We start from the raw sequence: 25,894 nt of genomic DNA on the forward strand, positions 1-25,894 counted from the left end.
ACCCCTAGGGTCGTGCCATGAACTCGACGTCCAGGCGCAAGAAGGTCCTCGCCATCGTGCTGGCCGGAGGCGAGGGCAAGCGGCTGATGCCGCTGACCGCCGACCGTGCCAAGCCGGCCGTCCCCTTCGGCGGCATCTACCGCCTCATCGACTTCGCGCTGTCCAACGTCGTCAACTCGGGCTACCTCAAGGTCGTCGTGCTGACGCAGTACAAGTCGCACAGCCTGGACCGCCACGTCACCACCACCTGGCGGATGTCGACGCTGCTGGGCAACTACGTCACCCCGGTGCCGGCGCAGCAGCGCGTCGGCAAGCGGTGGTACCTCGGCAGCGCCGACGCGATCTTCCAGTCGATGAACCTGCTCGACGACGAGCGGCCCGACATCGTGGTGGTGGTGGGGGCCGACCACGTCTACCGGATGGACTTCGCGCAGATGGTCGACGCCCACGTCGCCAGCGGCGCGTCCGCCACCGTGGCCGCCATCCGGCAGCCGATCTCCCTGGCCGACCAGTTCGGCGTCATCGACGTGGACCCCGCCGACCCGACGCGGATCCGGGCCTTCCTGGAGAAGCCGACGAACCCCGCGGGCCTGCCCGACTCGCCCGGCGAGGTCCTGGCCTCGATGGGCAACTACGTCTTCGACGCGGAGGCGCTGCGCGAGGCGGTCTCGCGCGACGCGGACCTCGAGGACTCCAAGCACGACATGGGCGGCGACATCATCCCGGCGTTCGTCGAGCGCGGCGAGGCCGGCGTCTACGACTACAAGGACAACGACGTCCCGGGCTCCAACGACCGCGACCGCGGCTACTGGCGCGACGTGGGGACCATGGAGTCCTACTACGCCGCCCACATGGACCTGATCGCGCCGCTGCCGGTCTTCAACCTCTACAACTCCGAGTGGCCGATCTACACCAGCTACGGCCCGCAGCCCCCGGCCAAGCTGGTCGAGGGCGCCGGCGGCACCCCGGTGCAGGCCTACAACTCGATCCTCTCGCCCGGCGTCGTGGTCACCGGCGGCAAGGTCAGCAAGTCGGTGCTCTCGCCGTCGTGCCGCGTCGAGACCGGGGCCGAGGTCTCCGACTCCGTGCTGCTCTCGGGCGTGACGGTCGGGGCGGGCGCGATCGTGCGCCACGCCATCCTCGACAAGAACGTCGTGGTCCCGCCCGGCGCGCAGGTCGGCGTCGACGCGGAGGCCGACCGCGCCCGCGGCTTCGTGGTCGAGGACGGACTCACCGTGCTGTCCAAGGGGCAGGAGGTCGACCTGTGAGCGAGGCCTCCGCCAGCCGCGCCGGCACGCCCGCCCGGCCCGAGGACCTCGTCGACGTCGCGCACCTCGTGACGGCGTACTACACCGGCGAGCCCGACCCCGACGACGTCGACCAGCAGGTCGCCTTCGGCACCAGCGGCCACCGCGGGTCCTCGCTCAAGACGTCGTTCAACCAGACGCACATCGCGGCCACGACCCAGGCGATCGTCGACTACCGCCGCGACCAGGGGTACGACGGCCCGCTGTTCGTCGGCCGCGACACCCACGGCCTGTCCGAGCCGGCCTGGGCGACCGCGCTGGAGGTGCTGGTCGCCAACGACGTCACCGTCCTGGTGGACGACCGCGACGGCTACACCCCGACCCCGGCCGTGTCCCACGCGATCATCCGCGCCAACGGCGGTCGCACCTCGGGCAGCGGCCTGGCCGACGGCATCGTGGTCACGCCCTCGCACAACCCGCCGACCGACGGCGGCTTCAAGTACAACCCGCCCCACGGCGGCCCGGCCGACACCGATGCCACCAAGGTCATCGCCGCCCGCGCCAACGAGCTCATCCGGGCCGGGCTCGCGGGCGTGCAGCGGGTGCCCTTCGCCCGGGCCCGGGCCGCCGCGCAGGGCTACGACTTCCTCGGCACCTACGTCGACGACCTGCCCTCGGTCCTCGACGTCGACCGGGTCCGCGAGGCCGGCGTGCGCATCGGGGCCGACCCGCTGGGCGGCGCCAGCGTCCACTACTGGGGCGAGATCGCCGAGCGGATGCGCCTCGACCTGACCGTGGTGAACCCGCTGGTCGACCCGACGTGGCGCTTCATGACGCTCGACTGGGACGAGAAGATCCGGATGGACTGCTCCTCGCCGTCCGCGATGGCCTCGCTGATCGGCCGCAAGGACGAGTACGACGTCGCCACCGGCAACGACGCCGACGCCGACCGCCACGGCATCGTCACCCCCGACGCCGGGCTGATGAACCCCAACCACTTCCTGGCCGTCGCGATCGGCTACCTCTTCGGCGGCGCCCGCCCCGGCTGGCCCGACTCCGCACGCATCGGCAAGACGCTCGTCTCCTCCTCGATGATCGACCGGGTCGCCGCCTCGCTCGGCAAGCCGCTGGTCGAGGTCCCGGTGGGCTTCAAGTGGTTCGTGCCCGGCCTCATCGACGGCTCCTTCGGCTTCGGCGGGGAGGAGTCGGCCGGCGCGTCGTTCCTGCGCCGCGACGGCTCGACCTGGACCACCGACAAGGACGGCCTGCTCCTGGCCCTGCTCGCCAGCGAGATCCTCGCCGCGACGGGCCGGACCCCGAGCGAGCACTACGCCGACCTGGTCGCGCAGCACGGTGCCCCGGCGTACGCCCGCATCGACGCGCCGGCCGACCGCGCCCAGAAGGCCAAGCTCGCCGCCCTCTCGCCCGACGACGTCGCCGCCACCTCGCTCGCCGGCGAGGAGATCACCGCCAAGCTGACCGAGGCCCCCGGCAACGGCGCCGCCATCGGCGGCCTCAAGGTGACCACGGAGTCGGCCTGGTTCGCCGCCCGCCCCAGTGGCACCGAGGACGTCTACAAGATCTACGCCGAGTCCTTCCAGGGCCCCGACCACCTCGCCCAGGTCCAGGCCGAGGCCCGCGAGGTGGTCTCCGCCGCCCTGGCGTAGCGGAGATCGCGCAGACGCGCGGACACACGTGCGTCGCGGCGCCCGATTTCAGGCAGAACGCCCCACCCTCCGGCGAACTTGTGTCCGCGCGTCCACGACGCGCCGCAGGACCCCGAGCACGTAGTCGGGGTCGAACATCACGTCCTCCCACGCGAAGCGGAGCACGACCCAGCCGTCGGCGACGAGCAGGTTGTAGCGGCGCATGTCGCGCTTGAGCGCCAGCCGGCTGCTGTGCCACTCCGCCGAGTCGGCCTCGAGGGCGACCTGCAGCGCGACGTCGACCAGGTCGGGTCGGACCGTCTGTCGCGTCCCCACGATCACGTGCTGGGGCTCGAGGTGCAGCCCCTCGACCTGCAGCGCGATCGACCGCAGGCACGACTCGAACGGGTTGGCGGCCCGACCATCGGCGTGGCGCACGACGCGCAGCACGCCCGGACTGCCGCGACCTCGCACGGTCCGACCGATGTCGTCGAGGACAGCGCGGTCCACCCCGTGGCGCAGGGCGGAGTCGCCCACCGTCAGGGCGGCGTCGTGCGGCAGTGTGCGCAGGCAGTCGACCAGGGTGCGTCCGACGGACGTGCAGATGCCGTCCACGACCTCCTCCGGCGACAGGTCCGCGCGGTGCAGCTCCACGTGGGCCGCTCCCGCGGCCCGACGTCGTCGCGGCAGGGTGACGTGGGTGACCGCGGGCAGGGTGCGCAGCTCCCAGCCGTGCCATCGCGCGGCGCTCGTGTGGCTCAGCACCCCGCGCAGTCCGTGCGCGGTCATCACGTCGCGGTCGAGACCGGGCAGTCCGTAGCGGCCGCGCGAGATCCACACGACCAGCCCCATTCGCACGGCCCGGTCGAGCTCGGTCCGACCGACCGCGTCCACGACCTGCGCCCACGTGGCGAACCCGCCGTACTGGGTGAGGAACCGGACGGCGTCGGACATGCCCACACCCTCACCGCCCTGGCCGTCGCCGTCGAACGGTCGTCCACAGGTGTGCGCCGCCCGCTCCGCAGACGCGCGGACACACGTTCCCCCGAACGCCCGGCTCGTCCCGGTATGCCGGCCGCCGAGACAACTTGTGTCCGCGCGTCGCCGAGGCGGTGGGGTGGGGTGCGGGGCGGTGGGGTGCGGGGCGGCGGGGCCTCAGACGTGCGGGGTGGTGCGGGTGACGAGGGCGTCGAGGTCGGTGCCGAGGGGGAGGGTGCCGAGGGTGCCGTTGTAGTCGCCGCCGAGGCGGGTGGCGCAGAAGGCGTCGGCGACGGCCGGGGGAGCGAAGCGGAGGAGCAGGGAGGCCTGGAGGCAGGCGGCCATCTGGCCGGCCAGGCGGCGGGCGAGCAGCTCGAGGTGGGTGGTGTCGGCGAGCATCGTCAGGACGCCCTCGACGGCACGGTCCAGGCGGGGGTCCTCGCCGCGGGCGAGGCCGACCTCGGTGAGCCAGGCGGCCAGGACCTCGGGCTCGCGGGACAGCGCGCGCAGGACGTCGAGGGCGTTGACGTTGCCCGAGCCCTCCCACACCGAGTTGAGAGGGGACTCGCGGAAGAGCAGCGGCAGGCCGGACTCCTCGACGTAGCCGTTGCCGCCCAGGCACTCCAGCGCCTCGGCCACCATCATCGGGGTGCGCTTGCAGACCCAGAACTTTGCGAGCGGCAGCGCGATCCGCCGCAGCGCCGCCTCGTGGGCGTCGCCGGGCCGGTCGACGGCCGCGGCGAGCCGCATCGCGAGCACCGTGGCGGCCTCGGACTCGACCGCCAGGTCGGCCACGACGTTGCGCATCAGGGGCTTGTCGGCGAGCACGCCGCCGAAGGCCGAGCGGTGGGCGACGTGCCACGACGCCTCCGCCAGCGCCTTGCGCATCAGCGAGGCCGAGCCGAGCACGCAGTCGAGCCGGGTGGCCGCGACCATCTCGATGATGGTGCGCACGCCCCGGCCCTCGTCGCCGAGCCGCTGTGCCCAGGTGCCCTCGAGCTCGAGCTCGGAGGAGGCGTTGGAGCGGTTGCCCAGCTTGTCCTTGAGGCGTACGACGTCCAGCCGGTTGCGCTCGCCGGACGGCAGCACCCGCGGCACGAGGAAGCAGGTCAGCCCGCCGGGCGCCTGGGCCAGCACGAGGAACACGTCGTTCATCGGGGCGGAGGTGAACCACTTGTGGCCGTGCAGCGTGACCTCGCCGTCGACACCGGTCGCTCGGGCCTCGGTCTGGTTGGCCCGGACGTCTGAACCGCCCTGCTTCTCGGTCATGCCCATGCCGGCCAGGGCGCCGCGCTTGTCGGCCAGCACCCGCAGACCGGGGTCGTAGTCGAGCGAGGCCAGCTGCGGCACCCACTCCTCGGCCAGCGCCTCGTCGGCGCGCAGGGCCGGGATGGCGGCGTACGTCATCGAGATGGGACAGCCGTGTCCGGGCTCGGTCTGCGACCAGGCGAGGAAGCCGGCCGCCCGGCGCACGTGGGCGTGGGGGGCGCCGGACTCCTGCTGCTCCCAGGGCGCCGCGGCCAGGCCGTGGCCGACCGCTCGCTCCATGAGCCAGTGCCACGACGGGTGGAAGCGGACCTCGTCGACCCGGTTGCCGTAGCGGTCGTAGGGCACCAGCTCGGGGTGGTGCCGGTTGGCCAGCTCGCCGTGCTCGCGCGCCTCGGCCGTGCCGGCCTCGCGCCCCAGGTCCGACAGCGACTCGAGCACGTCGGGGGAGCCGTGGCGCAGCACCGCGTCGACCAGGGCGGCGTCGGAGCCGACGACGTCGTGGCCCACGAGCGGCGGCGCCTGGTTGCGGGCTACCCGGGCATCGGCACTCATGGCCTTACCGTAGTGGTCATGGCCGTCGAGAGCAGTCCACGCCGTCAGGTGCGTGGGCTCTCGCTCGTCACGGTGCGCGACGCCGTGTGGCGCCTGGTGGTCTCGACCGTCGGCACCTGCATGCGCCACCGCGTCACCGGCCTCGCGGCCGAGGCGGCCTTCTTCGCGGTGCTCTCGCTGCCGCCGCTGATCTTCGCGCTCGCCGGCTCCATCGGCTACGTCTTCGCGCAGTTCAGCGAGAGCCAGATCGACGAGGTCCGCGACACCATCATCTCGCTGGCCAGCCAGGCGCTGACCCCCCAGACGGTCGACAGCATCATCCGGCCGACCCTCGACGAGGTGCTCTCGGGCGGGCGCTACGACGTCATCTCGATCGGCTTCATCCTGGCGCTGTGGTCGGGCTCGCGGGCGCTCAACGTCTTCCTCGACACCATCACGATCATGTACGGCCTCGGCGGCCAGCGCGGCATCATCCCCACCCGCGCGCTGTCCTTCGCGCTCTACCTCGTCGGCATGCTGATCGGCGTCGTGCTGGTGCCGCTGGTGGTGATCGGCCCGACCATGATCGCCCGCTGGCTGCCCAGCAACCTCGACTTCCTCAACCAGCTCTACTGGCCCACGGTGCTGCTGCTCGGCATCGTCTTCCTGGCGCTGCTCTACCACGTGTCGGTGCCGGTCCGGACGCGCTGGCGCTACAACCTGCCCGGCGCGGTGTTCACGATGTTCTGCTGGGTGTTCGGCTCGGCGGTGCTGCGCAGCGTGCTGGTCGGCACCGCCCAGGGCTCGACCTCGATCTACGGCCCGCTGGCCGCGCCGATCGCCGTGCTGCTGTGGCTCTACCTGCTCTCCATCGCGGTGCTCATCGGCGCCGCCCTCAACGCCGCCTTCGACCAGGTGTGGCCGCAGGTCGAGCTGACGTCTGCCCGCCAGGAGCGGCTGGGGCGGATCTCGCTCGACAACGTGCTGCCCTGGCGCGCCACCCCGGTGCCGACGCCGGTGCCGGACCCCGCGCCCGCCCCGGAAGCGGCGGACGAGGCCGAGCCCGGGGTGGCGACCGTCGCGGCGCCCGTCGCGGTGCCCGTCGCGGGGCCTGCCGAGGACGCCCCGTCGACGGCCCGACCGCCGGTCGCGCAGGTGCCCGAGGAGCGCGAAACCCCGGTGCGGCAGGCGTCCGGCCCGGCGTAGCCTCGCCCGGTGAGGGAGCGTCGTCCATGAGTGCGGCCCCGGCCCACGGCCCGGGCGACCTGGGCTGCGTGCTGCGCGTCCTCGACGGCGTGGTCGTGGTGCTGACCGGCAGCGGCGAGCTGCGGGCGTCGTACGCCGCGGCGCTGCTCTCGCGCGTCGCCGAGGACCCCGCGGCCGCGCCGTCGCCGGGGGAGTGGTGGCGGCTGCGGCGCTGGCCCGACGGGCCGGTCACCGTCGAGCACCGCCTGGAGCAGCCGCTGGCCCGCGTGCTGCCCTGGAGGCCGCGCCGCTGAGCGCGTCGAGGGTGCTGCCGGACACCCCGGCGGGTGCGTGCCATGCTTCGGGCGTGGCCACCGTGACCCTGCCGACGCCGGTCGTCCTCGCCGGCGGCGCCCTGTGCCTGCTGGCCGGCTACCTGGTCGGGGCCGTCGCCGGACCTCCCGAGACCGCGGAGCGCCGCACCGCCGAGGTGGCGAGCTACGACGCCTCGCAGATGCGGGTCTGCCTCACCGGCACGGCGGTCGACGGCCTGCCCGGCACCGACGCCGACGGGGAGCTGTGCGGCACCCTGCGCCGCACGCCGTCCAGCCCCGTCCCGCGGGCCGGCGACACCCTGCGGTTCGTCTCGGTGGCGACCTCCGAGGAGGTCGCGGGCGAGAACCGCCAGCAGGTCGTCGTCATCGGCGACGTGGTGCGGTAGCAGCCGGTGGCCAGCCCCGAGAACACCGCCACCGGCCTGCTGCGCCTGCCGGCCGTCGCCCGGTCGCCCTGGTGGGAGCTGGGCCGGCGGCTGCTGCTCGCCATCGCGATCCTGGCGTTCACGGTCGCGCTCGTCTACTTCGACCGCACCGGCTACACCGACAACTCGGACCCCGAGGGCCGGGTCAGCTTCGTCGACTCGATCTACTACACGACGGTCACGCTCAGCACGACCGGCTACGGCGACATCGCCCCGGCCACCGACCAGGCACGGCTGGTCAACGCGTTCGTCATCACCCCGCTGCGCATCGCCTTCCTCGTGCTCCTGATCGGGACCACGCTCGAGGTGCTCGCGGCCCAGGGCCGCGAGATGTTCCGGGTCGCCCGGTGGAGGAAGCACATGGACCAGCACGTCGTCGTCATCGGCTACGGCACCAAGGGCCGCAGCGCCGTCGAGACCCTCGTCAACAACGGCACCCCGCGGTCCTCGGTGGTGGTGGTCGACCCCAGCACGGTCGGGCAGGAGGAGGCCAACGCCGACGGCCTGGCCGTCATCACCGGCGACGCCACCCGGCGCGAGGTGCTCCGGCGCGCCGGCGTCGAGCAGGCCCAGCAGGTCATCATCACCACCGCGCGCGACGACACCACGGTGCTGGCGACGCTGACGGTGCGCCAGCTCAACCCCGACGCCTACATCGTGGCGGCGGTGCGCGAGCAGGACAACGTGCCGCTGGTGCGCCAGAGCGGGGCCGACTCGGTCATCACCTCCTCCGACGCGGTGGGCCGGCTGCTCGGGCTGGCGTCGTACTCGCCCAACCTCGGGATCGTCATGGAGGACCTGCTGACGTACGGCGAGGGGCTCGAGGTCGCGCAGCGCGAGCTGCTCGTCGGCGAGGTCGGCAAGGCGCCCCAGTCGCTGCCCGACCAGGTGATCGCCGTGGTGCGCGACGAGAAGGTCTACCGCTACTTCGACCCCACCGTCACGCTGCTGGCCCGGGGCGACGAGCTGATCGTCGTGCGCCCCTCCAAGGAGCTGCCGTGGGCCCCGCGACCGGGCACCCACAACGAGACGCTGGCCGACGAGGACGAATGATCACGCACGCCGACACCCCGCCTCGTACGCTGCTGCTGTGAACGAAACCGTGAAGGGCCTCGGGCTGAAGATCTTCGGCTGGTTGCTCCTGCTCGTCGGGATCGCAGCGCTGCCGCTGCCGGGTCCCGGCGCCATGATCATCCTGGGCGCCATGTTCGTGCTGGCGACGCAGTACGAGTGGGCCGACAAGCGACTCGACCGCGTCAAGGTGTGGGCCCTCAAGGGGGCCGCCGACAGCGTCAAGACCTGGCCGCGCATCGCCCTGTCGCTGCTGGGCGTGGTGTGGCTGGTCGGCCTCGGCATCTTCTGGGGCATCCGTCCCGACGCCCCCGGCTGGTGGCCGCTGCGCGAGAGCTGGTGGCTGATCGGCGGGTGGGGCACCGGGGCCACCCTGATCTTCTCCGGCGTGGTCGCGCTGGCGCTGCTGGTCTACAGCTTCGTGAAGCTGCGCGGCGCGAGCCGGGCCGAGATCGAGGCCCAGGCCACGCGCGGCGGGGCCCACGACGGCGACGACGACGACAGGTCCGCCGTGCGCTCCGAGCCGGGGGGCGAGCACGCCGCCGGCACCGCGGCGGGCTGAGCCCGTGCCCGCCACCGACCCCGTCGCCGCCTGGCGCGAGGCCCACGAGCGCGTCTGCGCGCTGGTCCTGGACGTGCCGGCGCAGGACCTCGAGGCGTCCGTGCCCGCCTGCCCCGACTGGACCGGACGCGACCTGCTCTCCCACGTGGTGGGGCTGGCCGCCGACGTCCTCGGTGGCGACGAGCCCGACGACCACCACGCCGCCTGGACGCAGGCCCAGGTCGACGCCCGCGCCGATCGCTCGGTCGAGGAGCTGGTCGCCGAGTGGCGCGGCAACGCCGACGACCTGGTCGCCTGGATGGGCGAGCACGGCTCGCGGCCCCTCAACGACGTCGTGATCCACGAGCAGGACCTCCGCGGCGCGCTCGCGCGGCCCGGCGGCGCCCACAGCGCCGGCGTGGCGATCGTCCGCGACCGGATGGCCGAGCGGCTGGGCCGTGCGCTGCAGGGGCGCCCGCCCCTCGCCCTCGTGGGCCAGGTCTGGACGTGGACCTCCGACGGCGGCCCCGTCGACGCCGCAGCGGTGGTGCTGGAGGCCGGCGACCTCGACCTGTTCCGCGCCCTGTGCAGCCGCCGCACCGCCGACCAGCTGCGTTCCTGGACGGTGCGCGGCGACGTCGAGGACCACCTCGACGGCTTCGCCGGGCTGGGCTCGCTGCCGGACCACCCGCTCCCGGAGTAGGCCCGCGCCGGTCCTCCGCCAGGGTGGCGATTCGTCGTGTCCGCGCGCCCGGTGACAGGCTGGGCGCATGGACGACGCGCAGCCCGTGCTCGGTGACCCCGCCGACGTGCCCCCCGCCCCCGCGAGCCCGGGGGTGCCCTCCCGCGAGCGGGTGATCGGCCACGGGGTGGCCTGGACGGCGCAGTGGAGCCTGCGGCTGGTGCTGATCGTGGCCGGGGCGATCGTGCTCGGCTACGTCGTGAAGTTCAGCTGGTTCATCCTCTTCCCGGTGCTGCTGGCGCTCATCCTCACCACGGTGCTGGCCCCGGTCGCCAAGCTGCTGCGGGAGAAGGCGCACCTGCCCAACGGGCTGGCGGCCGCGGCCACCATCCTCGGCGGGCTGGCCGTCGTGGTCGGGGCGGGCTTCGCGATCGCCCCGTCGGTGGCCGGCCAGAGCGGCGACATCGTCAAGAGCGCCAACCAGGGAATCCAGCAGCTCCAGGACTGGGTGCAGAACACCGACTTCATCTCCAAGGCGCAGATCGACGCCGGCCTCCAGGGCCTGCAGGAGAAGGTGACCGGGTCGGCCTCCAGCATCGCCTCGGGGGTGCTCACCGGGGTCTCGGCCGTCACCAACGGCCTGGTCACCCTGGTGATCACCCTCATCCTCAGCTTCCTGTTCCTCAAGGACGGCCGCCGCTTCCTGCCGTGGGTGCGCCGGCTGGCCGGCCCCCGGGCGGGTCGCCACCTCGAGGAGGTCGGCACCCGGTCGTGGCGCACCCTGGGCGGCTTCATCCGCACCCAGGCGCTGGTCTCGCTCATCGACGCGGTCTTCATCGGCACCGGCCTGCTGCTCGTCGGCGTGCCGCTGGCGATCCCGCTGGCCGTGCTGACCTTCTTCGCGGGCTTCATCCCCATCGTGGGTGCGTTCGTCGCGGGCTTCATCGCCGTGCTGGTCGCCCTGGTCTCCAACGGCCCCACCGGAGCCCTGATCGTGCTGGCGGTCATCGTGGCCGTGCAGCAGCTCGAGGGCAACGTGCTCTCGCCGTGGCTGCAGTCGAAGTCGATGAAGCTGCACGCGGCCGTCGTGCTGCTGTCGGTGACGCTCGGCTCCACCCTGTTCGGCATCACCGGCGCCTTCCTGGCCGTCCCGGTCGTGGCCGTGCTCGCCGTGGTGCTGCGCTACCTCGACGAGGTCGTCGAGGACAAGTCCACCCCCGGCAGCGCCCCGCCGTACGTCGACGGGGTGGTCGCCGAGCGCAACCGCGCCAAGGCCGCCGCGAGCCGGGCCGAGGCCGACGAGCCGACCGAGCAGGACGACGCGCCCGACGGACCCCCCGTCTCGTGAGCACCTCGGGGAGGGCCCACGGGCCGGTCGTGGTCGTCGGCGCGGGCATCGCGGGTGTCACGTGCGCCCGCGAGCTGCGGGCCGCCGGCCTCGACGTGCGCGTGCTCGACCGCGGCCGGCGCCTCGGCGGACGGATGGCCTCGCGCACGCTGGCCGGCCGGCCGGTCGACACCGGCGCGTCGTACTTCACCGGCGGCGACGAGCGCTTCGACGCGGTCGTGCGCGACTGGGAGGCGCGCGGCGTCGCCCGGCGCTGGACCGACACCTTCCACGTGCTCGCGCCCGGCCAGGAGCCCACGACCAAGTCCGGGCCGGTGCGCTGGGGTGCGGGTGGCGGGATGCGCTCCCTGGTCGAGGACCTCGCGCGCGGCCTCGACGTGCAGCAGCACGAGGTAGCCTCGGTGCGCCGGCGCGACGGTGTCCTCGAGGTCGACGGCGAGCCCGCCGCCGCCGTGGTGCTCGCCATGCCCGACGCGCAGGCCCGGCGCCTGCTCGACCCGACGCTGGCGTCCGCGTCCGCCACCGACCGCGCCTACGAGCCGGTCCTGGCCCTGAGCGCGGTCTTCGACCGGCGCGACTGGGACGACCCGGGCCGCACCGGCGACCGCTTCGACGGCGCCTTCGTCAACGATCACGACGTGCTGGCCTGGATCGCCGACGACGGCCGCCGCCGAGGCGACGACGCGCCCGTGCTGGTGGCGCACTCGACGCCCGGCTTCGCGCAGCCGCGCCTGGACGACCCCGCGGCCGCCGGGTCGGACCTGCTCGACGCGCTGCGCGAGCTGCTCGCGCTGGGGGCCGAGCCCACCGAGACCCACGTGCAGCGCTGGTCGCTGGCCCGCCCCACGGGGTCGCGCGAGCCGACCTTCCACCTCTCCGAGGACCTGGTCGGCCTGTGCGGCGACGGCTGGGGCCCGGTGTCCAAGGTCCAGGGCGCCTGGGTCTCGGGCCACGACCTCGGCGTGGAGCTGGCCCGCCGGCTCGGCTGACCCGGACCGGCGCGTGGCCCGAGAGGGGCCCGAGTGGGCCGCCCACGCACGGCCGGCGCGGCCAATCGGGCGCCGGGACGCGTGAAAGCCCAGGCAAGGGGCACGTAGGGAGACATCTGGACGACGAAACGTGGGGACCCCGTGAGACCGCTGGCGCTCGACGAGGAGTTCGACGAACCACCCGGGGTCGTGAGCACGATCCTGTGCAGCGCGATCCAGGAGGCCGGCTGGACGCTGGTCGGCGTCTGGGACTCCGGCCAGCGACTGGTGTGGACCGTCGAGGACGACACCCTCCCGGCGCCCACGACGGTGCAGGCCGTCATCAGCGCGCAGGGGCGCGGCTCGATCGTCTCGGTGTCCTCCCTCGACGAGCTGTGGCGCGACCCCCGCGAGCCCTGGGACATCGGCTTCTAGGGTGCTCGTCCTGCCCGACGTCGTCGGCGAGACGCCCGTCGTCGTGCTCTGCGGGATGGCCGGCGCGGAGAGCCACCGCTCGCGCGAGCACCGCTACGACACCCCCGGCAACAGCTTCTGGTCGCTGCTCCACGAGAGCGGCATGACGCCTCGACGGTTGCGGCCCGACGAGGAGGGCCGGCTCCCGGAGCACGGCCTGGCCACGACCGACCTGGTCCGCACCGGCGAGGACCGCGCCGACCCCGCGTCGTACGCCGTGGCCGAGCTGGAGGCCAAGGTCGAGCAGTGGCAGCCCGAGTGGCTGGCCTTCACCAGCAAGACGGTCGCGCACGCGGTCGCCCGGGCGCACGGACGTCGCCGACCGGGGCTCGGCCCGGTGGACTGGTACGTCGGCCCGGCGCAGGTGTTCGTGCTGCCCGGCCCGAGCGGGGCCAACCGGCGGCACGACTACGACGGCCGGCCCGACCGGCTCTCGTGGTGGCGGGAGCTGGCGCAGCTGTCCGGGCTCGCCTGACTCAGTGGGCCTTGCGGTCGCGCTTGACGCGGCGGCGCAGCTGCAGGATCCGCAGGGCGCCGGCGGCCGCGACGAGCAGGGCGCCACCGGCGGCGGCGATGAGCAGGCTGGCCGACAGCGGTGCGGTGCCCGTCCAGCCGAAGTAGGAGATCTCGACGGTGTTGGTGTTCTGCAGGATGAACACGGCCAGCAGGATCAGCACCACGATCAGGGTCACCACCGCGATCCAGATCCCGCTGGTGCGGGAGCCGCGCAGCGGGTCGGAGGTGGTCGACGTGCCGGACCCACGACCCGAGGTCGGACCGGAGGCGGGAGCCGGGGTGGGCTCGGCGGGGGAGGGCTGGTCGGTGCTCACGACACCAGCCTAGGGGAGCCGGGGCCCCCGTCGCGCCAGGTGCGGGCTGGAACACTGGTGCGGTGTTCGTCCACTGCGCCTGCGGCCAGCGCCACTGGGGCCGCTTCGGCGCCGCCGGTCTGCTGCTGACCGACCCGGGGCGCACCGGCGTGCTGCTGCAGAAGCGATCCGTGCACGTCCACAGCGGTGGCACCTGGAGCGTGCCCGGCGGCGCCATCGAGCGCGGCGAGGACCCGGTGGCCGCGGCGCTGCGCGAGGCCCACGAGGAGGCCGGGCTGCGGGCCCGCGACCTGGCGGTGTCGCGCACGGTCGTCGGCACCGACCACGGGACGTGGTCCTACACCTACGTCATCGCCGAGGCGCCGCGTCCGGAGCTGGCCGAGCTCGCCAGTGCCGGGGCCACCAGCTGGGAGGCGGACCGGACGCTGTGGGTCGACCTCGACCGGGTCGGGTCCTACCGGCTCCACCCCGGCCTGCGCGAGGTCTGGCCCCGCCTGCACGGGGAGCTGCTCCAGGGCTGACCCGGACCGACCGGGTCCCGGGCCGCTCGTCCACGGGTGGGGGAGAGAAGTCGCAGACGGTTCACCGCACCGTCGTGTCGAATTCACGCTAATACCTATTGACCAACTAGACTTTTGGTCATGACCCAGGCCCTGGACGTCGCCGAGCCCCCTCCCGCTGCTCCCGCGACGGCAGCCCCGCGGTGTGCCGGCGGACCGCTCGGGGAGGCGCCGGTCGGGTCCGAGGTGCTGGTCGGGGTGGTCGTCCTCACGCAGGGCCGCCGCCCGGCGGACCTCGCCGCCGCGCTGGACGCCGTGCTCGCCCAGCAGGGCGTGCGCACCGACGTGGTGGTGGTCGGCAACGGCTGGGAGCCGGCGGACCTGCCGGCGGGGGTGCGGGGCGTGGCGCTGCCGGTCGACGACGGCATCCCGGCCGGGCGCAACGCCGGCGTGCCCCACGTCGGGGGCGACCTGCTGCTCTTCCTCGACGACGACGCGCGACCGGCGGACGCGGGCTACCTGGCCCATGCCGCCGCCCTGTTCGCCGCCGACCCCGCGCTGGGCCTCGTGCACCCGCGGGTCGACGCGACCCACGGCAAGGCCCCGACCCGCTGGGTCCCGCGGGTCCGCACCGGGGACCCGCGCAGGTCCTCGCCGGCCTTCGTGCTGTGGGAGGGCGCCACGGTCGTGCGCCGCGACGCGCTGCTCGCCGCGGGCGGCTGGCCCGAGGTCTACCGCTACGCCCACGAGGGCATCGAGCTGGTGTGGCGGGTGTGGGACGCCGGCTTCAGCGTCCGCTACGTCGGCGACCTCGTGGCGCTGCACCCGCCGATCGACCCGGCGCGCCACGCGACGTACCACCGCTACAACGCCCGCCACCGCGTCTGGCTGGCCCGGCGCAACCTGCGCTGGCCCTTCACCTGGCTCTACGTCGCCACCTGGACCCTCGTCCAGGTGGCGCGCTCGCTGCGGAGCGCCCGTGGTCGGGCCTCCCTGCGCCCCTGGTTCGCCGGCTGGCGGGAGGGGTGGCGCGTCGATCCCGGCGGCCGCCGCCCGTTGCGGTGGGCCACCATCTGGCGGATGACCCGCCTCGGCCGACCCCCGGTGGTGTGACGTGACGACCTTCCTTCCTGCCCCTGCGTCCTCGGCGCAGCTGCCGTCGCGGCCGGCGTCCTCACGGGTGGGGGACCGCACGGTCGTCCCCGCCCCGGTCTCGGTGTTCATGGCGGTGCGCGACGAGGAGGCCGACCTCGCGGCCAGCGTCGCGCGGGTGCTCGACCAGGACTACCCCGGCGAGCTCGAGGTGGTCCTCGCGGTCGCCCCGAGCAAGGACGACACCTGGGGCGAGGCGCAGCGGATCGCCGCCCGCGAGCCCCGCGTCACGGTGGTCCGCAACCCCGCCGGGGCCACGCCGCACGGGCTCAACGCCGCCATCGCCCACGCCCACCACGACGTGCTGGTGCGCGTGGACGGGCACGCGCACCTGCCACCGCGCTACCTCCAGGACGTCGTGGAGCTGCTCGGCTCGACCGGGGCCGCCAACGTCGGCGGCCGCATGGTCCCCGAGGGCGACGGGCCGGTGTCGCAGGCGGTGGCGGTCACGATGAGCTCGCGCCTCGGCATCGGCGGGGGCGCCTTCCACGTCGGCGGCGAGGCCGGGCCGCAGCCCACCGTCTACCTGGGTGCCTTCCGCCGCGACGCGCTCCTCGAGGTCGGCGGGTACGACGAGACCTTCCTGCGGGCGCAGGACTGGGAGCTCAACCACCGGCTCCGCCTCGCCGGTCACACCGTGTGGTTCGACCCGTCCCTGGCCGTGACCTACCGGCCGCGGTCGAGCTGGCGCAGCTTCGCCCACCAGCAGTTCCGCACCGGGGGCTGGCGCCGCCGCGTGATCGAGACCCACCGCGGCACCGTCGACCCGCGCTACCTCGCCCCGCCACTGGCCGTGCTGGCGATCCTGCTCGGCCTGGTGGCCGGCGTCGCGGCGCCGCTGCTCGGCGGCTGGCTGGCCCTGGGCCTGCTGGTGCCCGCGGCGTACGTCGGTGGGGTGGGCCTGCTCGGCCTGGCGCTGGGCCACGTCCGGCGGCTGCCCTGGTCGGTGCGCTGGCGGCTGCCGCTCTCGCTGGCCGTGATGCACCTGTCGTGGGGGACGGGGTTCGTGCTCCGCTCGAGCTGAGGTCGGCTCAGACCGGCTGGGCCGGGACGGGCGCGGACTGGCCCAGGCACAGGGCGACGGCCTCCTCGAGGTGGTGCTGCAGCGCGTCGAGCACGGCCGCGTCCACCACCCGGGTCTCGAGCAGGTCGGTCCACGCCACGTCGCGCAGGTCCGGGCCGACCGGGCGGGCCGGGGCCAGGTCGTCCCAGCCGAGCCCGAGCGCGTGGTCGCGCAGCACCAGGTCGAGGTCGGCGCGCGGCTCCAGGGAGACCGCGGCGCAGGGCAGGCCGTAGCCGTGGCACAGCGCGACCACGCCCGGGTCGCTGCTCACCACCCCGTCGTACGCCGCCAGCGAGGCGACCAGCCGCTCGAGGTCCTCGGGCCGGGAGGCCCGCGTGCTGAGCTCGTCCATGCCGGTGGGCAGGTGGAGCGGCAGGTCGGCCTGGCTGGCGTGGCGCAGCAGCACCAGCCGGCCGTTGGTCGTGGTCCGCTCGACGGGCAGCAGCCGGGCGGCCAGGACCACCGGGTCGCCGTACGCCGTGACGACCGGCCCGCCCGCCCGGCGCAGCGCCTCGGCGCTGAGCGGGCCGCGGACCGACAGCACCCGGGCGTGCGGGTCGGGACGGGCGTCGTGCGCCAGCGTGCCGGCACCGACCACGATGCTGCTGGCCTGGGCGGAGCCGAGGAAGGAGCCGCCCACCACCAGGTGCGGGCGGTTGGTGGCGACACCGGGCTTCTGGTAGGTCACCGGGTGCCCGGTGAGGCGCCGCACGAGCAGCGGGGCGACCCAGCTGCCGACCGTGCCGGGGAAGGGGCGGGCCCACCACGTGACGGGGACCGCGCCGTCGCGGTCGCCGGGTGCGGCCAGCAGGGCGAACGCCTCGGCGCACTGCTGGGCGTCCTGCTCCTGGGGGCGGGGGCGGGCGGTGGCGCGCAGCCGGGCGGCGTACGCCTGGACGGCGGGGAGGTCGCCACCCTGGCCCGCCTGGAGCATCTGGCGCACCAGCCGGGCCCGGTGGGGCGTCGGTGCGGCCGGCGGCAGGCCGGCCTCGGCGCGGGCGCCGGTGTCGTCGCCGGTGTCGTCGCCGGTGTCGTCGTCGTCCGCGGTGTCGGCCTCGTCGTCGGGGTCCGGCTCGACCCCGGAGCCGGCAGCGGTGGTGCCGGCGGTGAGACGGGCCTTCACCCGGGCGAAGCGCATCGCGCTGGCGGAGAGGTGGCCGATCTGGCTGTACATCATCCGCAGGCCGATGAAGAGCACGATCGCGTCGGCGCCGGCCAGCGAGCCGGTCACCGCACGCAGCAGCACCAGGGCCAGCGCGAGCGCCATCGCCAGGCTCGCGAGCACGGCGCCGAGCTCGGCGTCGCGCAGCCGGCGGCCGACCCGCTCGCCGACCCCGGTCGTGGCCCCCCGCGCCTCGCCCAGGTAGGCCAGCTGGCGCACCAGCTGGCGGCGGTAGATGACCGCGACGAGCCCGAGCACGCCGGCGCCGATGACGACGTTGAGCAGGCCGAACACCGGGTCGAGCCAGACGAAGAGCAGGCAGAACGCCAGCACCTGGATGAGGGCCACGCTGGCCGTCGAGAGCTCGAAGGCCGCGGCCCAGCTCCAGGCCTCCTGGTGGCGGGGTCGCTCCGCGTCCGAGGACTCGAAGCCGCGGCGGAACACCCGCACCCGGTTGAGCCGCACCACGTGGTGCAGGGCCCGGCTGACGGCGAAGGCCGCGAAGAAGCCGGCACCGGCCAGCACCACGGCCGTGCGGTCGGCCTCGAGCCGCTCGGCGCCGTGCAGCACGAGGTGGGAGAACATCCGGGTGACGAGCAGCTCCGAGACGGGCAGCATCGCCATCGTCAGGAGCAGCGCCGAGACCTCCAGCCGGCTGCGCCGCTGGGTGAACAGGCCCGTGAAGGCACCGAGGAGGTCCCGGAACACCGGCTCAGGCCGTCCGTTCCTGGTACGCCGCGATGCCGGCGGCCACGGCGGCCTCGACCTCGTCGAGCTTGGCGTCGCTGATCCGGACCTCGCGCAGCAGGTCGTCGAGGCGGGTGCGGCGCAGGTCGAGATCGACCACGACGGGGTCCCAGCGCTCGGTCAGGCCGGCGCCGCGGGCGTAGTCGTCGTACTTGATGCCGCTGCCGTGCACGGCGTCCTCGAACCCGCGGAAGCCCACCAGCGCGCACGGGATGCCGTAGCTGTGGCAGGCGATCATCACGTGCATCGCGCTCGTCACCACCGCACGGTAGCCCGCCAGCGTCTCCATGAAGGCGCGGATCTCGTCCGGGTGCGACATCAGGACGCTGAGCTCGTCCATGTCCTCCGGCAGGGTCAGGGGCAGGCTGGCGTGCTTGAAGTGGCGCACCAGCGCCACTCGCCCGTTGGTCTCGCCGCGCTCGACCGGGAGCAGCCGGGAGAGCAGCACCCCCGGGTCGCCGAGGCTGGTGACCGAGGGGCCGCCCTGCCGGCGCAGCAGGTCGGCGGTGACCGGACCCCGCAGCGAGACGTAGTGGGCGCGGCCGTCGAGCTCGATCTCCTCCGAGGCGATGCCGGTGCCGACCACGATGGAGCGGGAGCGCACGAAGCGGCCGATGGAGCCCACCATGACCAGGTGCGGCTGCAGCGTCGGGGCCGTGGGCGAGAGGTAGGTGACCGGCCGCTGGGAGGCCGCCTGCAGCACCAGCGGGCTCAGCCAGTCGCCGAAGTTGCCCGGGAAGGGCCGCGACCACCAGCTCAGCGGCAGCGGCTGGTCCACGCTGCCCTCGCGGGCGTAGTGGGCGAACGACTCCGCGGCCCGCTGCGCGCCCGCCTCGGCGACGGTGGGGATGCTGCTCGCGTTGAGGCGCGCGGCCAGCGACCGCACGCCCTCGAGGTCGCCGCGCTGCCCCTGCACCACCATCTGGTTGACCAGCGCCTGGCGGTGGCGCGAGGTGCCGGCGGGCTGGTGGCTGCCCTGGGTGAGCGCGTGCGTCAGCCCGCTGCGGTCGGCGACCAGGCGCAGCCGGTCGGTGAGGCGACCCGAGCGCTGGGCGAGCCGCCGCTCGACGGCCTTGGCGGTGCGCAGCGCCCGCTGCCGGGCGGTGCCGGCCCGACGGGCGACGCCCTCGACCCGGTCGTGCTGGACCACCTTGGACTTGAACTCCGCGACGTTGCCGCTCGACCCGAAGGTGAAGAACGCCGCCACGCCGGGGGCGCTGCGGCCGGTGACGGCCGCCGACGGAATGACCTGGAAGCTCAGCGACGGGGCGTTGCTGCGCCAGGACTCCTCGAAGAAGTAGTCGTCGGTGGCCTTGAGGTCCGAGGCCGCCTCCAGCGCGACGGCGTCGGCGACGAACTTGCGGGCGGCCGGGCTGGTGCCGATGCCGAAGAAGCAGGGCTCCCAGAAGCGGGTGCGGTTGGCGTAGCCGATCGTCGAGGGCGCGCCGAAGCCGCGCTGGAAGCCGACCAGGTCCGCGGTCGACCCCGTGACGTACGCCGGCAGGTCGTGCAGCCGGCAGTCGACGTCGATCCAGAACACCTTGGCGTCGGGGAAGCGGTCGCAGATCCGGCCGAGGAAGGCGATCTTGCGGCGGCAGATGTCGGCCCAGTCCTCGTCGGCGCCCTTGGCGACCTCCTCGAGCTCGCCGTGCAGACCGAGGTCGGCGAGGTTCTTGCGCAGCTGGTCGGCGTGGTCTCGGTAGTAGTCGTCCGCGGTGTAGAACGAGCAGACGACGACGTCGCTGTGGTCCATGGTTCCCTCACGTCGGCTGTCCCGGCCCCGGAGCGGGCCAAAGTGCAGCGGTTCAGTCTACATTGAGAGATGGCGCCGGGATGACATCGACGCGGCGACGCGATGACGTTCGTGCGCACGTCCGGGGCGGGTCCGGAGGGGGGGCGTCCGGGACTAGGCGGGCCGCAGGTCCTCGTCGCGGGCGGGAGCCTCGGCCTCGCGGTAGAGCGCGACGACCTGGGCGGCTATCTCGACGAGGTCGGTGCGGTTCTCCTCGGCGAACTCCGTGAGCAGCGCCGTCGCGGTGGACAGGTCGACGCGCCAGCGGCGCACCACCAGGTCGAGGGCGTCCGCGACGACGGTGTCGGGCGAGCCGATCGCCCAGGACGCGTCGAAGTCGGGGTGGGTGCGGTGGCGCAGCGCCAGCCGGCGGAACCGGGCGATCACGCTGCTGCGGCGCTCGGGGTGTGCCCGGGCCTCGGCGTGGCCCAGCTGGAGCTGGCGCAGGGTGCGCAGCTCGTCGAGCCGGACGTCCGTGCCGCCTGCGCTGCCGGAGCCGACCTCGTCGCGGACCCGCTGCCGCAGGAAGGTGGTGAGCTGGTCGAGCAGCAGGGCCTCGCTGCGTGCACTGGTGAGTCTCATGCCGGCCGCCTGGGTCAGGAGGGGAACGCCCGGAATGCCCGATGCGTGGTGTCGAGGGGGGAGTACCCACAGCGGCCCGTCGTACGCCGCCGCGCCACCGGTCCGCGCGCGTGAGCCGCGTCTCGTGGCGCCGGGCCGCGTGCCCTCACTGGCGGTAGACCGAGACCTCGCTGGCCTTGACGACGAAGTGGGCCCGCACCCCGGGCGCCAGGTCGAGCTCGGCCACGGCCGCGGGCGTGACGTCGGCGCTCGCCAGCGCGGCCCGCACCCGGACCTGGTCGCCGATGGGCTCGAGCTCGGTGACGGTCACCTCGACGACGTTGCGGGGCGACCCCTCGGGCGGGGTCCGGAAGATCGCCACCGCGCTGGGCCGGAAGACGGCCACGACCGCGTCACCCTCCGCGAGCGGCTCGTGGGGGTGGCCCTCCACCCGGGTGCCGTCCTCCCGCACCACGGTGTGGCCCTGCCAGCGACCCCGGACCATGTTGAGCCCCGCGATCCGGGCCGCGAAGGCGCTGCGCGGGCGCGAGAGGACCTGGGCCGTGGGGCCGTCCTCGACGACCCGCCCGGCCTCCAGCACCACCGCCCGGTCGGCCAGCAGCAGCGCGTCGAGCACGTCGTGGGTCACGACCACCGCGGAGCGACCCGCGAGCACGTCGCGCAGCACCTGGCGCAGGGCCGGGGCGACGTCGACGTCGAGGGCGGCCATCGGCTCGTCGAGCAGCAGCAGGCGGGGGTCGGCGGCCAGCGCGCGGGCGACGGCGATCCGCTGCGCCTGGCCGCCGGAGAGCTGGGCGGGGCGGCGGGCGGCGTACGCCTCGGCGTCGACGCGTCGCAGCCAGGACCGGGCGGCGTCGCGGCTCTCGGCGCGCGAGCGCCCCTGGCTGCGGGGGCCGAACGCGACGTTGTCGAGCGCGCTCAGGTGGGGGAACAGCAGCGGCTCCTGGGCCAGCAGCGCGACCCCGCGGCGGTGGGGCTCGGTCCAGGTGCGTCGGGCCGTGTCGAACAGGGTGCGGCCGTCGAGGGTCGCCGCGCCCGTGTCGGCGTGCACGAGCCCGGCGACCAGGCCCAGCGCCGTCGACTTCCCGCTGCCGTTGGGCCCGAGCAGGGCCACGACCTCGCCGTCGCCCACGGAGAGCGAGACGTCGAGGTCCCGCTCGGCGACGGTGGCGGCGAGCTCCAGGCTCACAGGTTGCCCCGGCCCCGGGCCAGGCCGATGACCAGGACGGCCACGACCACGAGCACCAGCGACAGCGCCACGGCCGCGTCCGGGTCGGTCTCGCGCTGGAGGTAGATCTCCAGCGGCAAGGTGCGGGTCACGCCCTGCAGGCTGCCGGCGAAGGTGATGGTCGCGCCGAACTCGCCCAGCGCCCGGGCGAAGGCCAGCACCGCGCCCGACACCAGCCCCGGCAGCACCAGCGGCAGGGTCACCCGCCGGAACACCGTCGACGGGGTGGCGCCCAGGGTCGAGGCCACCGCCTCGTAGCGCCCGCCCGCCGTGCGCAGCGCGCCCTCGAGGCTGACGACGAGGAACGGCAGCGCGACGAAGGTCTGGGCCATCACGACCGCCGTGGTCGAGAACGCGATCTGCAGCCCGAGCACGTCGATCGTCTCGCCGAGCAGCCCGCGCCGGCCGAAGGTGTAGAGCAGGGCGATGCCGCCCACCACCGGCGGCAGCACGAGGGGGAGCAGCACGAGGGAGCGCACCAGTTGCTGGCCGCGGAACTCGGTGCGCGCCAGCACCATCGCCATCGGCACCCCGAGGACCACGCACAGCAGGGTGCTGGTCGCCGAGGTCCGCAGGCTCAGCAGCAGCGCCGCCACCGACGACTCGGAGGTGACCAGCCCGACGAACCCGCCGACGTCGACGCGGGTGAGCATCGCCACCAGCGGCAGCACGACGAACGCGCCGCCCACCGCCGCCGGCGCGAAGACCCAGGTGGGCAGCCCGACCTGGCGGGTGGCGCGTGGCATGCGGGGCGACGTCCTCCGGTCAGGGCTTGCCGAAGCCGGCGTCGGCGAGGACCTGCTGGCCCTCGGTGCCGGTGACGAAGTCGACAAACCGGCTGGCCAGGTCGCCCGCCTTGCTGTCAGTGAGCGCGGCGATCGGGTAGGTGTTCACGGCGTCGTCGGACTCCGGGAACGTGATGCCCTCGACCGCCTCGCCCGCCCCCTGGACGTCGGTGACGTAGACCAGGCCGGCGTCGGCCTCCCCGGTCTCCACCTTGTTGAGCACGTCGGTCACCGACTGCTCCTCGCTGACGGGGGAGATGTCGATGCCGGCGGCCTCCTCGACCTTCGCCGCCGCGGCACCGCACGGCACCTCGGGGGCGCACAGCACGACCTTGGTCCCGCTCGCGGTGAGGTCGTCGAGGGAGGAGATGCCGGCCGGGTTGTCCGGCGGCACCGCGATCTCGAGCGTGTTGGTCGCGAAGTCGACCGGGTCCCCGTCGACGAGGTCGTCCCCGGTGGCCTTGTCCATGTTGGCGGTGTCGGCCGAGGCGAAGACGTCGGCCGGTGCGCCCTGCTGGATCTGGGCGACCAGGTCGGAGGAGCCGCCGAAGCTGAACTTCACGCTCACGCCGTCGTTCCGGGCCTCGAACTGCTTCCCGATCTCGGTGAAGGTGTCGGTGAGCGACGCCGCGGCGTACACGGTGAGGGTGGTGGTGCCCGAGCCGCTGTCGCCCGTGTCGCCCGAGTCGGCGGAGCTGCCGGAGTCGCTGGATCCGCACGCGGCGCTCGTGCACACCAGCAGGGCTGCCGCTGCGGCACCGATCATTCGCTTCATGACGCTCCCTCGGGGGTCTCGATGATGACGGTCGTCGACTTGACGACCGCGACGGCCACGGAGCCCAGCTGCAGGTCGAGGTCGTCGACCGCCTCGCTGGACATCAGCGACACGACCCGGAACGGGCCGCACTGCAGCTCGACCTGGGCCATGACGGTGTCGCGCTTGATGTCGGTGACCAGGCCGACGAAGCGGTTGCGCGCCGAGCTGTGCACGCCCAGCGGGTCGGGGCTCGTCGTCGACTGCTCCCGGGCGAACCGGGCCAGCTCGTAGCCGTCGATGACCTTGCGGCCCGCCCCGTCGCTCGTCGCCGGCAGCGTGCCGGCCTCGACCAGCCGTCGCACGGTGTCGTCGCTGACGCCGAGGAACACCGCGGCGTCCCTGATCCTCATGTGCGGCACGGACAGGACACTAGTGCAGCATCCGCGGTCGTTGTCCACCCCTCTGTCCGCTCCTGCCCCCTCGATCCCGTCGTACGACGGCGCAGACGCGCGGACACAAGTTCTGCGAGGGGTCCGGATCGCCCCGGTCTGAGGGGACGAATCGGTCCCGACGCGAGACTTGTGTCCGCGCGTCTGCGAGGTACGCCGAGGGGTTACGCCGGCTGCGGCTCGCCGCTCGGGACGGTGCTCGGGTCGGGCACCGGCTGGGTCGCCGGGTCGGTGTCGGGCGCCACGCCGGGGTCCTCGCCCGGCTGGATGATCGGCTGCTGGCTCGGGTCCTGGACGGGTTCTGCGGGTGTGGTGGTCATGGGGGTGCCGTACCCCGTGGCGGGTCCGGTCCTCCATCGGCCGGCGTGTCGGACGTACGGGTGGTCGGCGGCCGCCGCGCAAGCCGTCCGCGCCGGCGGGCTAGTCCGACGGTGGTGCGCGGTGGCGGGAGTCCGTCACAAGTAGTTGAATCGTCAGCAGGCGGCACACCGCGCATCGACCCCCGTCCCGCGCGGTGTGCCGTCACCAGGCCGAGCCCGTAGCCGGCCCCGCGGGTGCCTCCGCGGCTAGGGTCGGTCGGCATGGGTGACTTCCGCCGCCGCGTGGCCAGCAGCAGGTTCGCCCGAGCAGCGGCCCTTCCGACCCGCATCCGTGTCGTGGGACGCCACGACCTCGGCGTGCTGACCGACTCGGCCCGGTGGCTGACCCGGTCGCGCGAGCACACCAACTTCACCTACGACCTGCAGCCGCTGAACCGCGAGCACCTCTCGTGGTGGGTGGCAGGAGTCGCGGACGTGCCCGTCGACGAGGTCCGCTCCTACGTCCGCGAGCTGGAGGAGGACGACGACCTCGTGCGGCACGTCCGGACGATGACGCAGGAGAGCGACCGCCGCGGCCTCGCCGACAGCGAGGTCAGGTTCGGTCGCAGGCTCGGCTGGTACGCCCTCGTCCGCGCCACGAGGCCGAACCACGTCGTCGAGACCGGGACGGACAAGGGGTTGGGATCGGTGGTGCTCGCGGCGGCGCTGCTGCGCAACGGCACCGGTCGACTGACCACCATCGACGTCAATGCCGAGTCCGGCTACCTGGTCACGGACCGGTACGCGGGGGTGGTGGAGCGGAGGTTGGGCGACAGCCTCGCGCTGCTGGGCGAGGAGTCGTCGCCCGTCGACCTGTTCCTGCACGACAGCCTGCACACCCGCGCTCACGAGCTCGCCGAGCTGGCGGCGGTCGAGCCCCGGCTGGCGCCGGGGGCGCTCGTGCTCAGCGACAACGCCCACGCGACCGACGCCCTGATGACCTGGGCCGAGCAGCGCGGGCGGTCCTTCTCCTACTGGCAGGAGCGGCCCGACCGTCACTGGTATCCCGGCTGCGGCATCGGCCTGGCGCGCTAGCCCTCCGACGGCGCGCCCCGGGGCCGCTGCGCGCGCCGCGTGTCCGGGTCGTGGGCGCGCGGGTCGTCGGACCGGAGCCTGCTGCTCGGGACGGTCACCACGTGGGTCGTGGAGTCGGGCAGGGTGTAGTCGATGTGCGCCCACCAGGTGTCGGCCCGCCGGATCCACGCGCGCAGCTCGCCGGAGTACCAGGCGTCTCCCATGCAGACCTCGACCGCCGGGCGCTCTCCCGCCCGGTATCCCTCGTAGTCCCGCGTGACCATGCTGGAGTATGCCCGAAATGGGCAGTTCCAACCTTTCTGAGGTCTTCATCCCGACGCCGCAGCGCTGGCGGCGCCTCCCCGAGCGCACCCGGGGTGCCCGGCCGCTGCAGCGACGGGCGGCGGGGCTCTCGACGGCAGGGGTGGCGGGATCTCCTCCTGTGGGTGCACGACGCGGCGGGCGTCGGACCGGGAGGCAGCGGACGCGGGCAGGTGGGCGTGGCCGGTCTGACGGTCATCGCGCTGGTCGCTGCGGGGCCGGTCCTGCTCGTCGGGCTGGTCGTCCGGCTGGTCCTGAGCTCCTGGGGAGCGTCGGCCGCACCGGTCGCCGGGGCGGGGGAGCGGTCTGCGGGACGCAGCAAGGCCCCGCCTCCCAGGTGCTGGGTGACGGGGCCTGACCTGCTTGGTGGGCGATACTGGGTTTGAACCAGTGACCTCTTCCGTGTCAAGGAAGCGCGCTACCACTGCGCCAATCGCCCGGGGTGGTGCTGTT

General features: G+C 74.2%; 28 protein-coding genes and 1 tRNA gene. 16 read left to right on the forward strand and 13 right to left on the reverse strand.

From position 1 onward, the window contains the following. Positions 1-17 precede the first annotated feature (17 nt). Both glgC and pgm read left to right on the forward strand, forming a co-directional pair. Complete coding sequence (gene glgC, locus BLU55_RS03370) at positions 18-1,268, forward strand: glucose-1-phosphate adenylyltransferase (protein WP_091726078.1); 1,251 nt, start codon at positions 18-20, stop codon at positions 1,266-1,268. After that, complete coding sequence (pgm, locus tag BLU55_RS03375) at positions 1,265-2,914, forward strand: phosphoglucomutase (alpha-D-glucose-1,6-bisphosphate-dependent) (RefSeq protein ID WP_091726080.1); 1,650 nt, start codon at positions 1,265-1,267, stop codon at positions 2,912-2,914. Before glgC ends, pgm begins: the two co-directional genes overlap by 4 nt. A 48-nt stretch (positions 2,915-2,962) precedes the next feature. On the opposite strand, the gene BLU55_RS03380 is transcribed toward pgm, so the two are convergent. Beyond that, a complete protein-coding gene (locus tag BLU55_RS03380) occupies positions 2,963-3,847 on the reverse strand; it encodes a DUF559 domain-containing protein (RefSeq protein WP_157682711.1) in 885 nt (294 codons plus the stop codon). A 201-nt stretch (positions 3,848-4,048) separates the two neighbouring features. Then, the gene (locus tag BLU55_RS03385; protein ID WP_091726086.1) at positions 4,049-5,692 is read right to left on the reverse strand and encodes an acyl-CoA dehydrogenase family protein; all 1,644 of its coding nucleotides are present in this window, start codon (positions 5,690-5,692) and stop codon (positions 4,049-4,051) included. 18 nt (positions 5,693-5,710) lie between these two features. Here BLU55_RS03385 and BLU55_RS03390 point away from each other — a divergent pair, with 18 nt between their 5' ends. From BLU55_RS03390 to BLU55_RS03435, 10 genes are all read left to right on the forward strand, one after another. Then, a complete protein-coding gene (locus tag BLU55_RS03390) occupies positions 5,711-6,877 on the forward strand; it encodes a YihY/virulence factor BrkB family protein (protein ID WP_231917028.1) in 1,167 nt (388 codons plus the stop codon). 26 nt (positions 6,878-6,903) lie between these two features. After that, positions 6,904-7,170: a hypothetical protein gene (locus BLU55_RS03395; RefSeq protein WP_091726088.1), complete on the forward strand. Its 267-nt coding sequence runs from the start codon at positions 6,904-6,906 to the stop codon at positions 7,168-7,170. 53 nt (positions 7,171-7,223) lie between these two features. Beyond that, the gene (locus tag BLU55_RS03400) at positions 7,224-7,577 is read left to right on the forward strand and encodes a hypothetical protein (RefSeq protein ID WP_091726091.1); all 354 of its coding nucleotides are present in this window, start codon (positions 7,224-7,226) and stop codon (positions 7,575-7,577) included. Between the two features lie 6 nt (positions 7,578-7,583). Continuing rightward, entirely contained in the window at positions 7,584-8,669 is a 1,086-nt protein-coding gene (locus tag BLU55_RS03405) for a potassium channel family protein (RefSeq protein ID WP_231917029.1), read from the forward strand. Between the two features lie 37 nt (positions 8,670-8,706). After that, positions 8,707-9,249 carry a PGPGW domain-containing protein gene (locus BLU55_RS03410; RefSeq protein ID WP_197681079.1) on the forward strand — a complete coding sequence of 181 codons (543 nt, stop codon included), beginning with the start codon at positions 8,707-8,709 and terminating at the stop codon, positions 9,247-9,249. 4 nt (positions 9,250-9,253) lie between these two features. After that, complete coding sequence (locus BLU55_RS03415) at positions 9,254-9,931, forward strand: maleylpyruvate isomerase family mycothiol-dependent enzyme (RefSeq protein ID WP_091726093.1); 678 nt, start codon at positions 9,254-9,256, stop codon at positions 9,929-9,931. Between the two features lie 67 nt (positions 9,932-9,998). Beyond that, entirely contained in the window at positions 9,999-11,258 is a 1,260-nt protein-coding gene (locus BLU55_RS03420; RefSeq protein ID WP_091726096.1) for an AI-2E family transporter, read from the forward strand. Continuing rightward, positions 11,255-12,247, forward strand: a complete 993-nt coding sequence (locus tag BLU55_RS03425) for an NAD(P)/FAD-dependent oxidoreductase (protein ID WP_091726099.1) — start codon at positions 11,255-11,257, stop codon at positions 12,245-12,247. The genes BLU55_RS03420 and BLU55_RS03425 overlap by 4 nt, the downstream gene beginning before the upstream one ends. A gap of 141 nt (positions 12,248-12,388) precedes the next feature. Next, positions 12,389-12,661, forward strand: a complete 273-nt coding sequence (locus BLU55_RS03430) for a hypothetical protein (protein ID WP_091726103.1) — start codon at positions 12,389-12,391, stop codon at positions 12,659-12,661. A 1-nt stretch (position 12,662) separates the two neighbouring features. Continuing rightward, positions 12,663-13,175 (forward strand): mismatch-specific DNA-glycosylase, encoded by a 513-nt coding sequence (locus BLU55_RS03435; protein WP_091726107.1) that lies wholly within the window; start codon positions 12,663-12,665, stop codon positions 13,173-13,175. A gap of 1 nt (position 13,176) precedes the next feature. Here the strand turns inward: BLU55_RS03435 and BLU55_RS03440 are convergent, their stop codons facing one another. Then, positions 13,177-13,530 carry a LapA family protein gene (locus tag BLU55_RS03440; RefSeq protein ID WP_197681080.1) on the reverse strand — a complete coding sequence of 118 codons (354 nt, stop codon included), beginning with the start codon at positions 13,528-13,530 and terminating at the stop codon, positions 13,177-13,179. A gap of 62 nt (positions 13,531-13,592) precedes the next feature. Here BLU55_RS03440 and BLU55_RS03445 point away from each other — a divergent pair, with 62 nt between their 5' ends. The 3 genes from BLU55_RS03445 to BLU55_RS03455 all read left to right on the forward strand — a co-directional run bounded on the left by BLU55_RS03445 (position 13,593) and on the right by BLU55_RS03455 (position 16,206). Next, the gene (locus BLU55_RS03445) at positions 13,593-14,051 is read left to right on the forward strand and encodes an NUDIX domain-containing protein (RefSeq protein WP_091726110.1); all 459 of its coding nucleotides are present in this window, start codon (positions 13,593-13,595) and stop codon (positions 14,049-14,051) included. Between the two features lie 120 nt (positions 14,052-14,171). Next, positions 14,172-15,143, forward strand: a complete 972-nt coding sequence (locus BLU55_RS03450; RefSeq protein ID WP_091726112.1) for a glycosyltransferase family 2 protein — start codon at positions 14,172-14,174, stop codon at positions 15,141-15,143. A 67-nt stretch (positions 15,144-15,210) separates the two neighbouring features. Beyond that, entirely contained in the window at positions 15,211-16,206 is a 996-nt protein-coding gene (locus BLU55_RS03455) for a glycosyltransferase family 2 protein (RefSeq protein WP_231917030.1), read from the forward strand. A 7-nt stretch (positions 16,207-16,213) separates the two neighbouring features. Here the strand turns inward: BLU55_RS03455 and BLU55_RS03460 are convergent, their stop codons facing one another. From BLU55_RS03460 to BLU55_RS19335, 8 genes are all read right to left on the reverse strand, one after another. After that, on the reverse strand, positions 16,214-18,115 hold the full coding sequence (locus tag BLU55_RS03460; RefSeq protein WP_091726115.1) for a hypothetical protein: 1,902 nt from the start codon (positions 18,113-18,115) through the stop codon (positions 16,214-16,216). A 4-nt stretch (positions 18,116-18,119) separates the two neighbouring features. Further along, positions 18,120-19,907 carry a polysaccharide pyruvyl transferase family protein gene (locus BLU55_RS03465; RefSeq protein WP_091726118.1) on the reverse strand — a complete coding sequence of 596 codons (1,788 nt, stop codon included), beginning with the start codon at positions 19,905-19,907 and terminating at the stop codon, positions 18,120-18,122. A 153-nt stretch (positions 19,908-20,060) separates the two neighbouring features. Next, positions 20,061-20,528 (reverse strand): hypothetical protein, encoded by a 468-nt coding sequence (locus tag BLU55_RS03470; RefSeq protein ID WP_091726121.1) that lies wholly within the window; start codon positions 20,526-20,528, stop codon positions 20,061-20,063. A gap of 145 nt (positions 20,529-20,673) precedes the next feature. Beyond that, positions 20,674-21,717 carry a sulfate/molybdate ABC transporter ATP-binding protein gene (locus tag BLU55_RS03475; protein ID WP_091726124.1) on the reverse strand — a complete coding sequence of 348 codons (1,044 nt, stop codon included), beginning with the start codon at positions 21,715-21,717 and terminating at the stop codon, positions 20,674-20,676. After that, the gene (locus tag BLU55_RS03480) at positions 21,714-22,502 is read right to left on the reverse strand and encodes an ABC transporter permease (RefSeq protein WP_091726126.1); all 789 of its coding nucleotides are present in this window, start codon (positions 22,500-22,502) and stop codon (positions 21,714-21,716) included. The genes BLU55_RS03475 and BLU55_RS03480 overlap by 4 nt, the downstream gene beginning before the upstream one ends. Before the next feature lie 19 nt (positions 22,503-22,521). Further along, positions 22,522-23,316, reverse strand: coding sequence for a molybdate ABC transporter substrate-binding protein (gene modA / locus BLU55_RS03485; protein ID WP_091726129.1), 795 nt, complete (start codon positions 23,314-23,316; stop codon positions 22,522-22,524). Then, positions 23,313-23,708: a TOBE domain-containing protein gene (locus BLU55_RS03490; RefSeq protein ID WP_456237706.1), complete on the reverse strand. Its 396-nt coding sequence runs from the start codon at positions 23,706-23,708 to the stop codon at positions 23,313-23,315. Before BLU55_RS03490 ends, modA begins: the two co-directional genes overlap by 4 nt. A 203-nt stretch (positions 23,709-23,911) precedes the next feature. Then, positions 23,912-24,067, reverse strand: coding sequence for a hypothetical protein (locus BLU55_RS19335; RefSeq protein WP_157682712.1), 156 nt, complete (start codon positions 24,065-24,067; stop codon positions 23,912-23,914). A 261-nt stretch (positions 24,068-24,328) separates the two neighbouring features. On the opposite strand from BLU55_RS19335, the gene BLU55_RS03495 reads away from it, so the two are divergent. Further along, on the forward strand, positions 24,329-25,141 hold the full coding sequence (locus tag BLU55_RS03495; RefSeq protein WP_091726134.1) for a class I SAM-dependent methyltransferase: 813 nt from the start codon (positions 24,329-24,331) through the stop codon (positions 25,139-25,141). Here BLU55_RS03495 and BLU55_RS03500 read toward each other — a convergent pair. Together BLU55_RS03500 and BLU55_RS03505 are read right to left on the reverse strand one after the other, a co-directional pair. Next, positions 25,138-25,344 (reverse strand): hypothetical protein, encoded by a 207-nt coding sequence (locus BLU55_RS03500; protein WP_157682713.1) that lies wholly within the window; start codon positions 25,342-25,344, stop codon positions 25,138-25,140. The two genes, BLU55_RS03495 and BLU55_RS03500, sit on opposite strands and share 4 nt — an antisense overlap. A 461-nt stretch (positions 25,345-25,805) precedes the next feature. After that, positions 25,806-25,880 (reverse strand) — tRNA-Val (locus BLU55_RS03505). Positions 25,881-25,894 lie beyond the last annotated feature (14 nt).

The sequence above is a fragment of the Nocardioides scoriae genome (genome assembly GCF_900104965.1).
GTDB classification, from domain to species: Bacteria; Actinomycetota; Actinomycetes; order Propionibacteriales; family Nocardioidaceae; genus Marmoricola; species Marmoricola scoriae.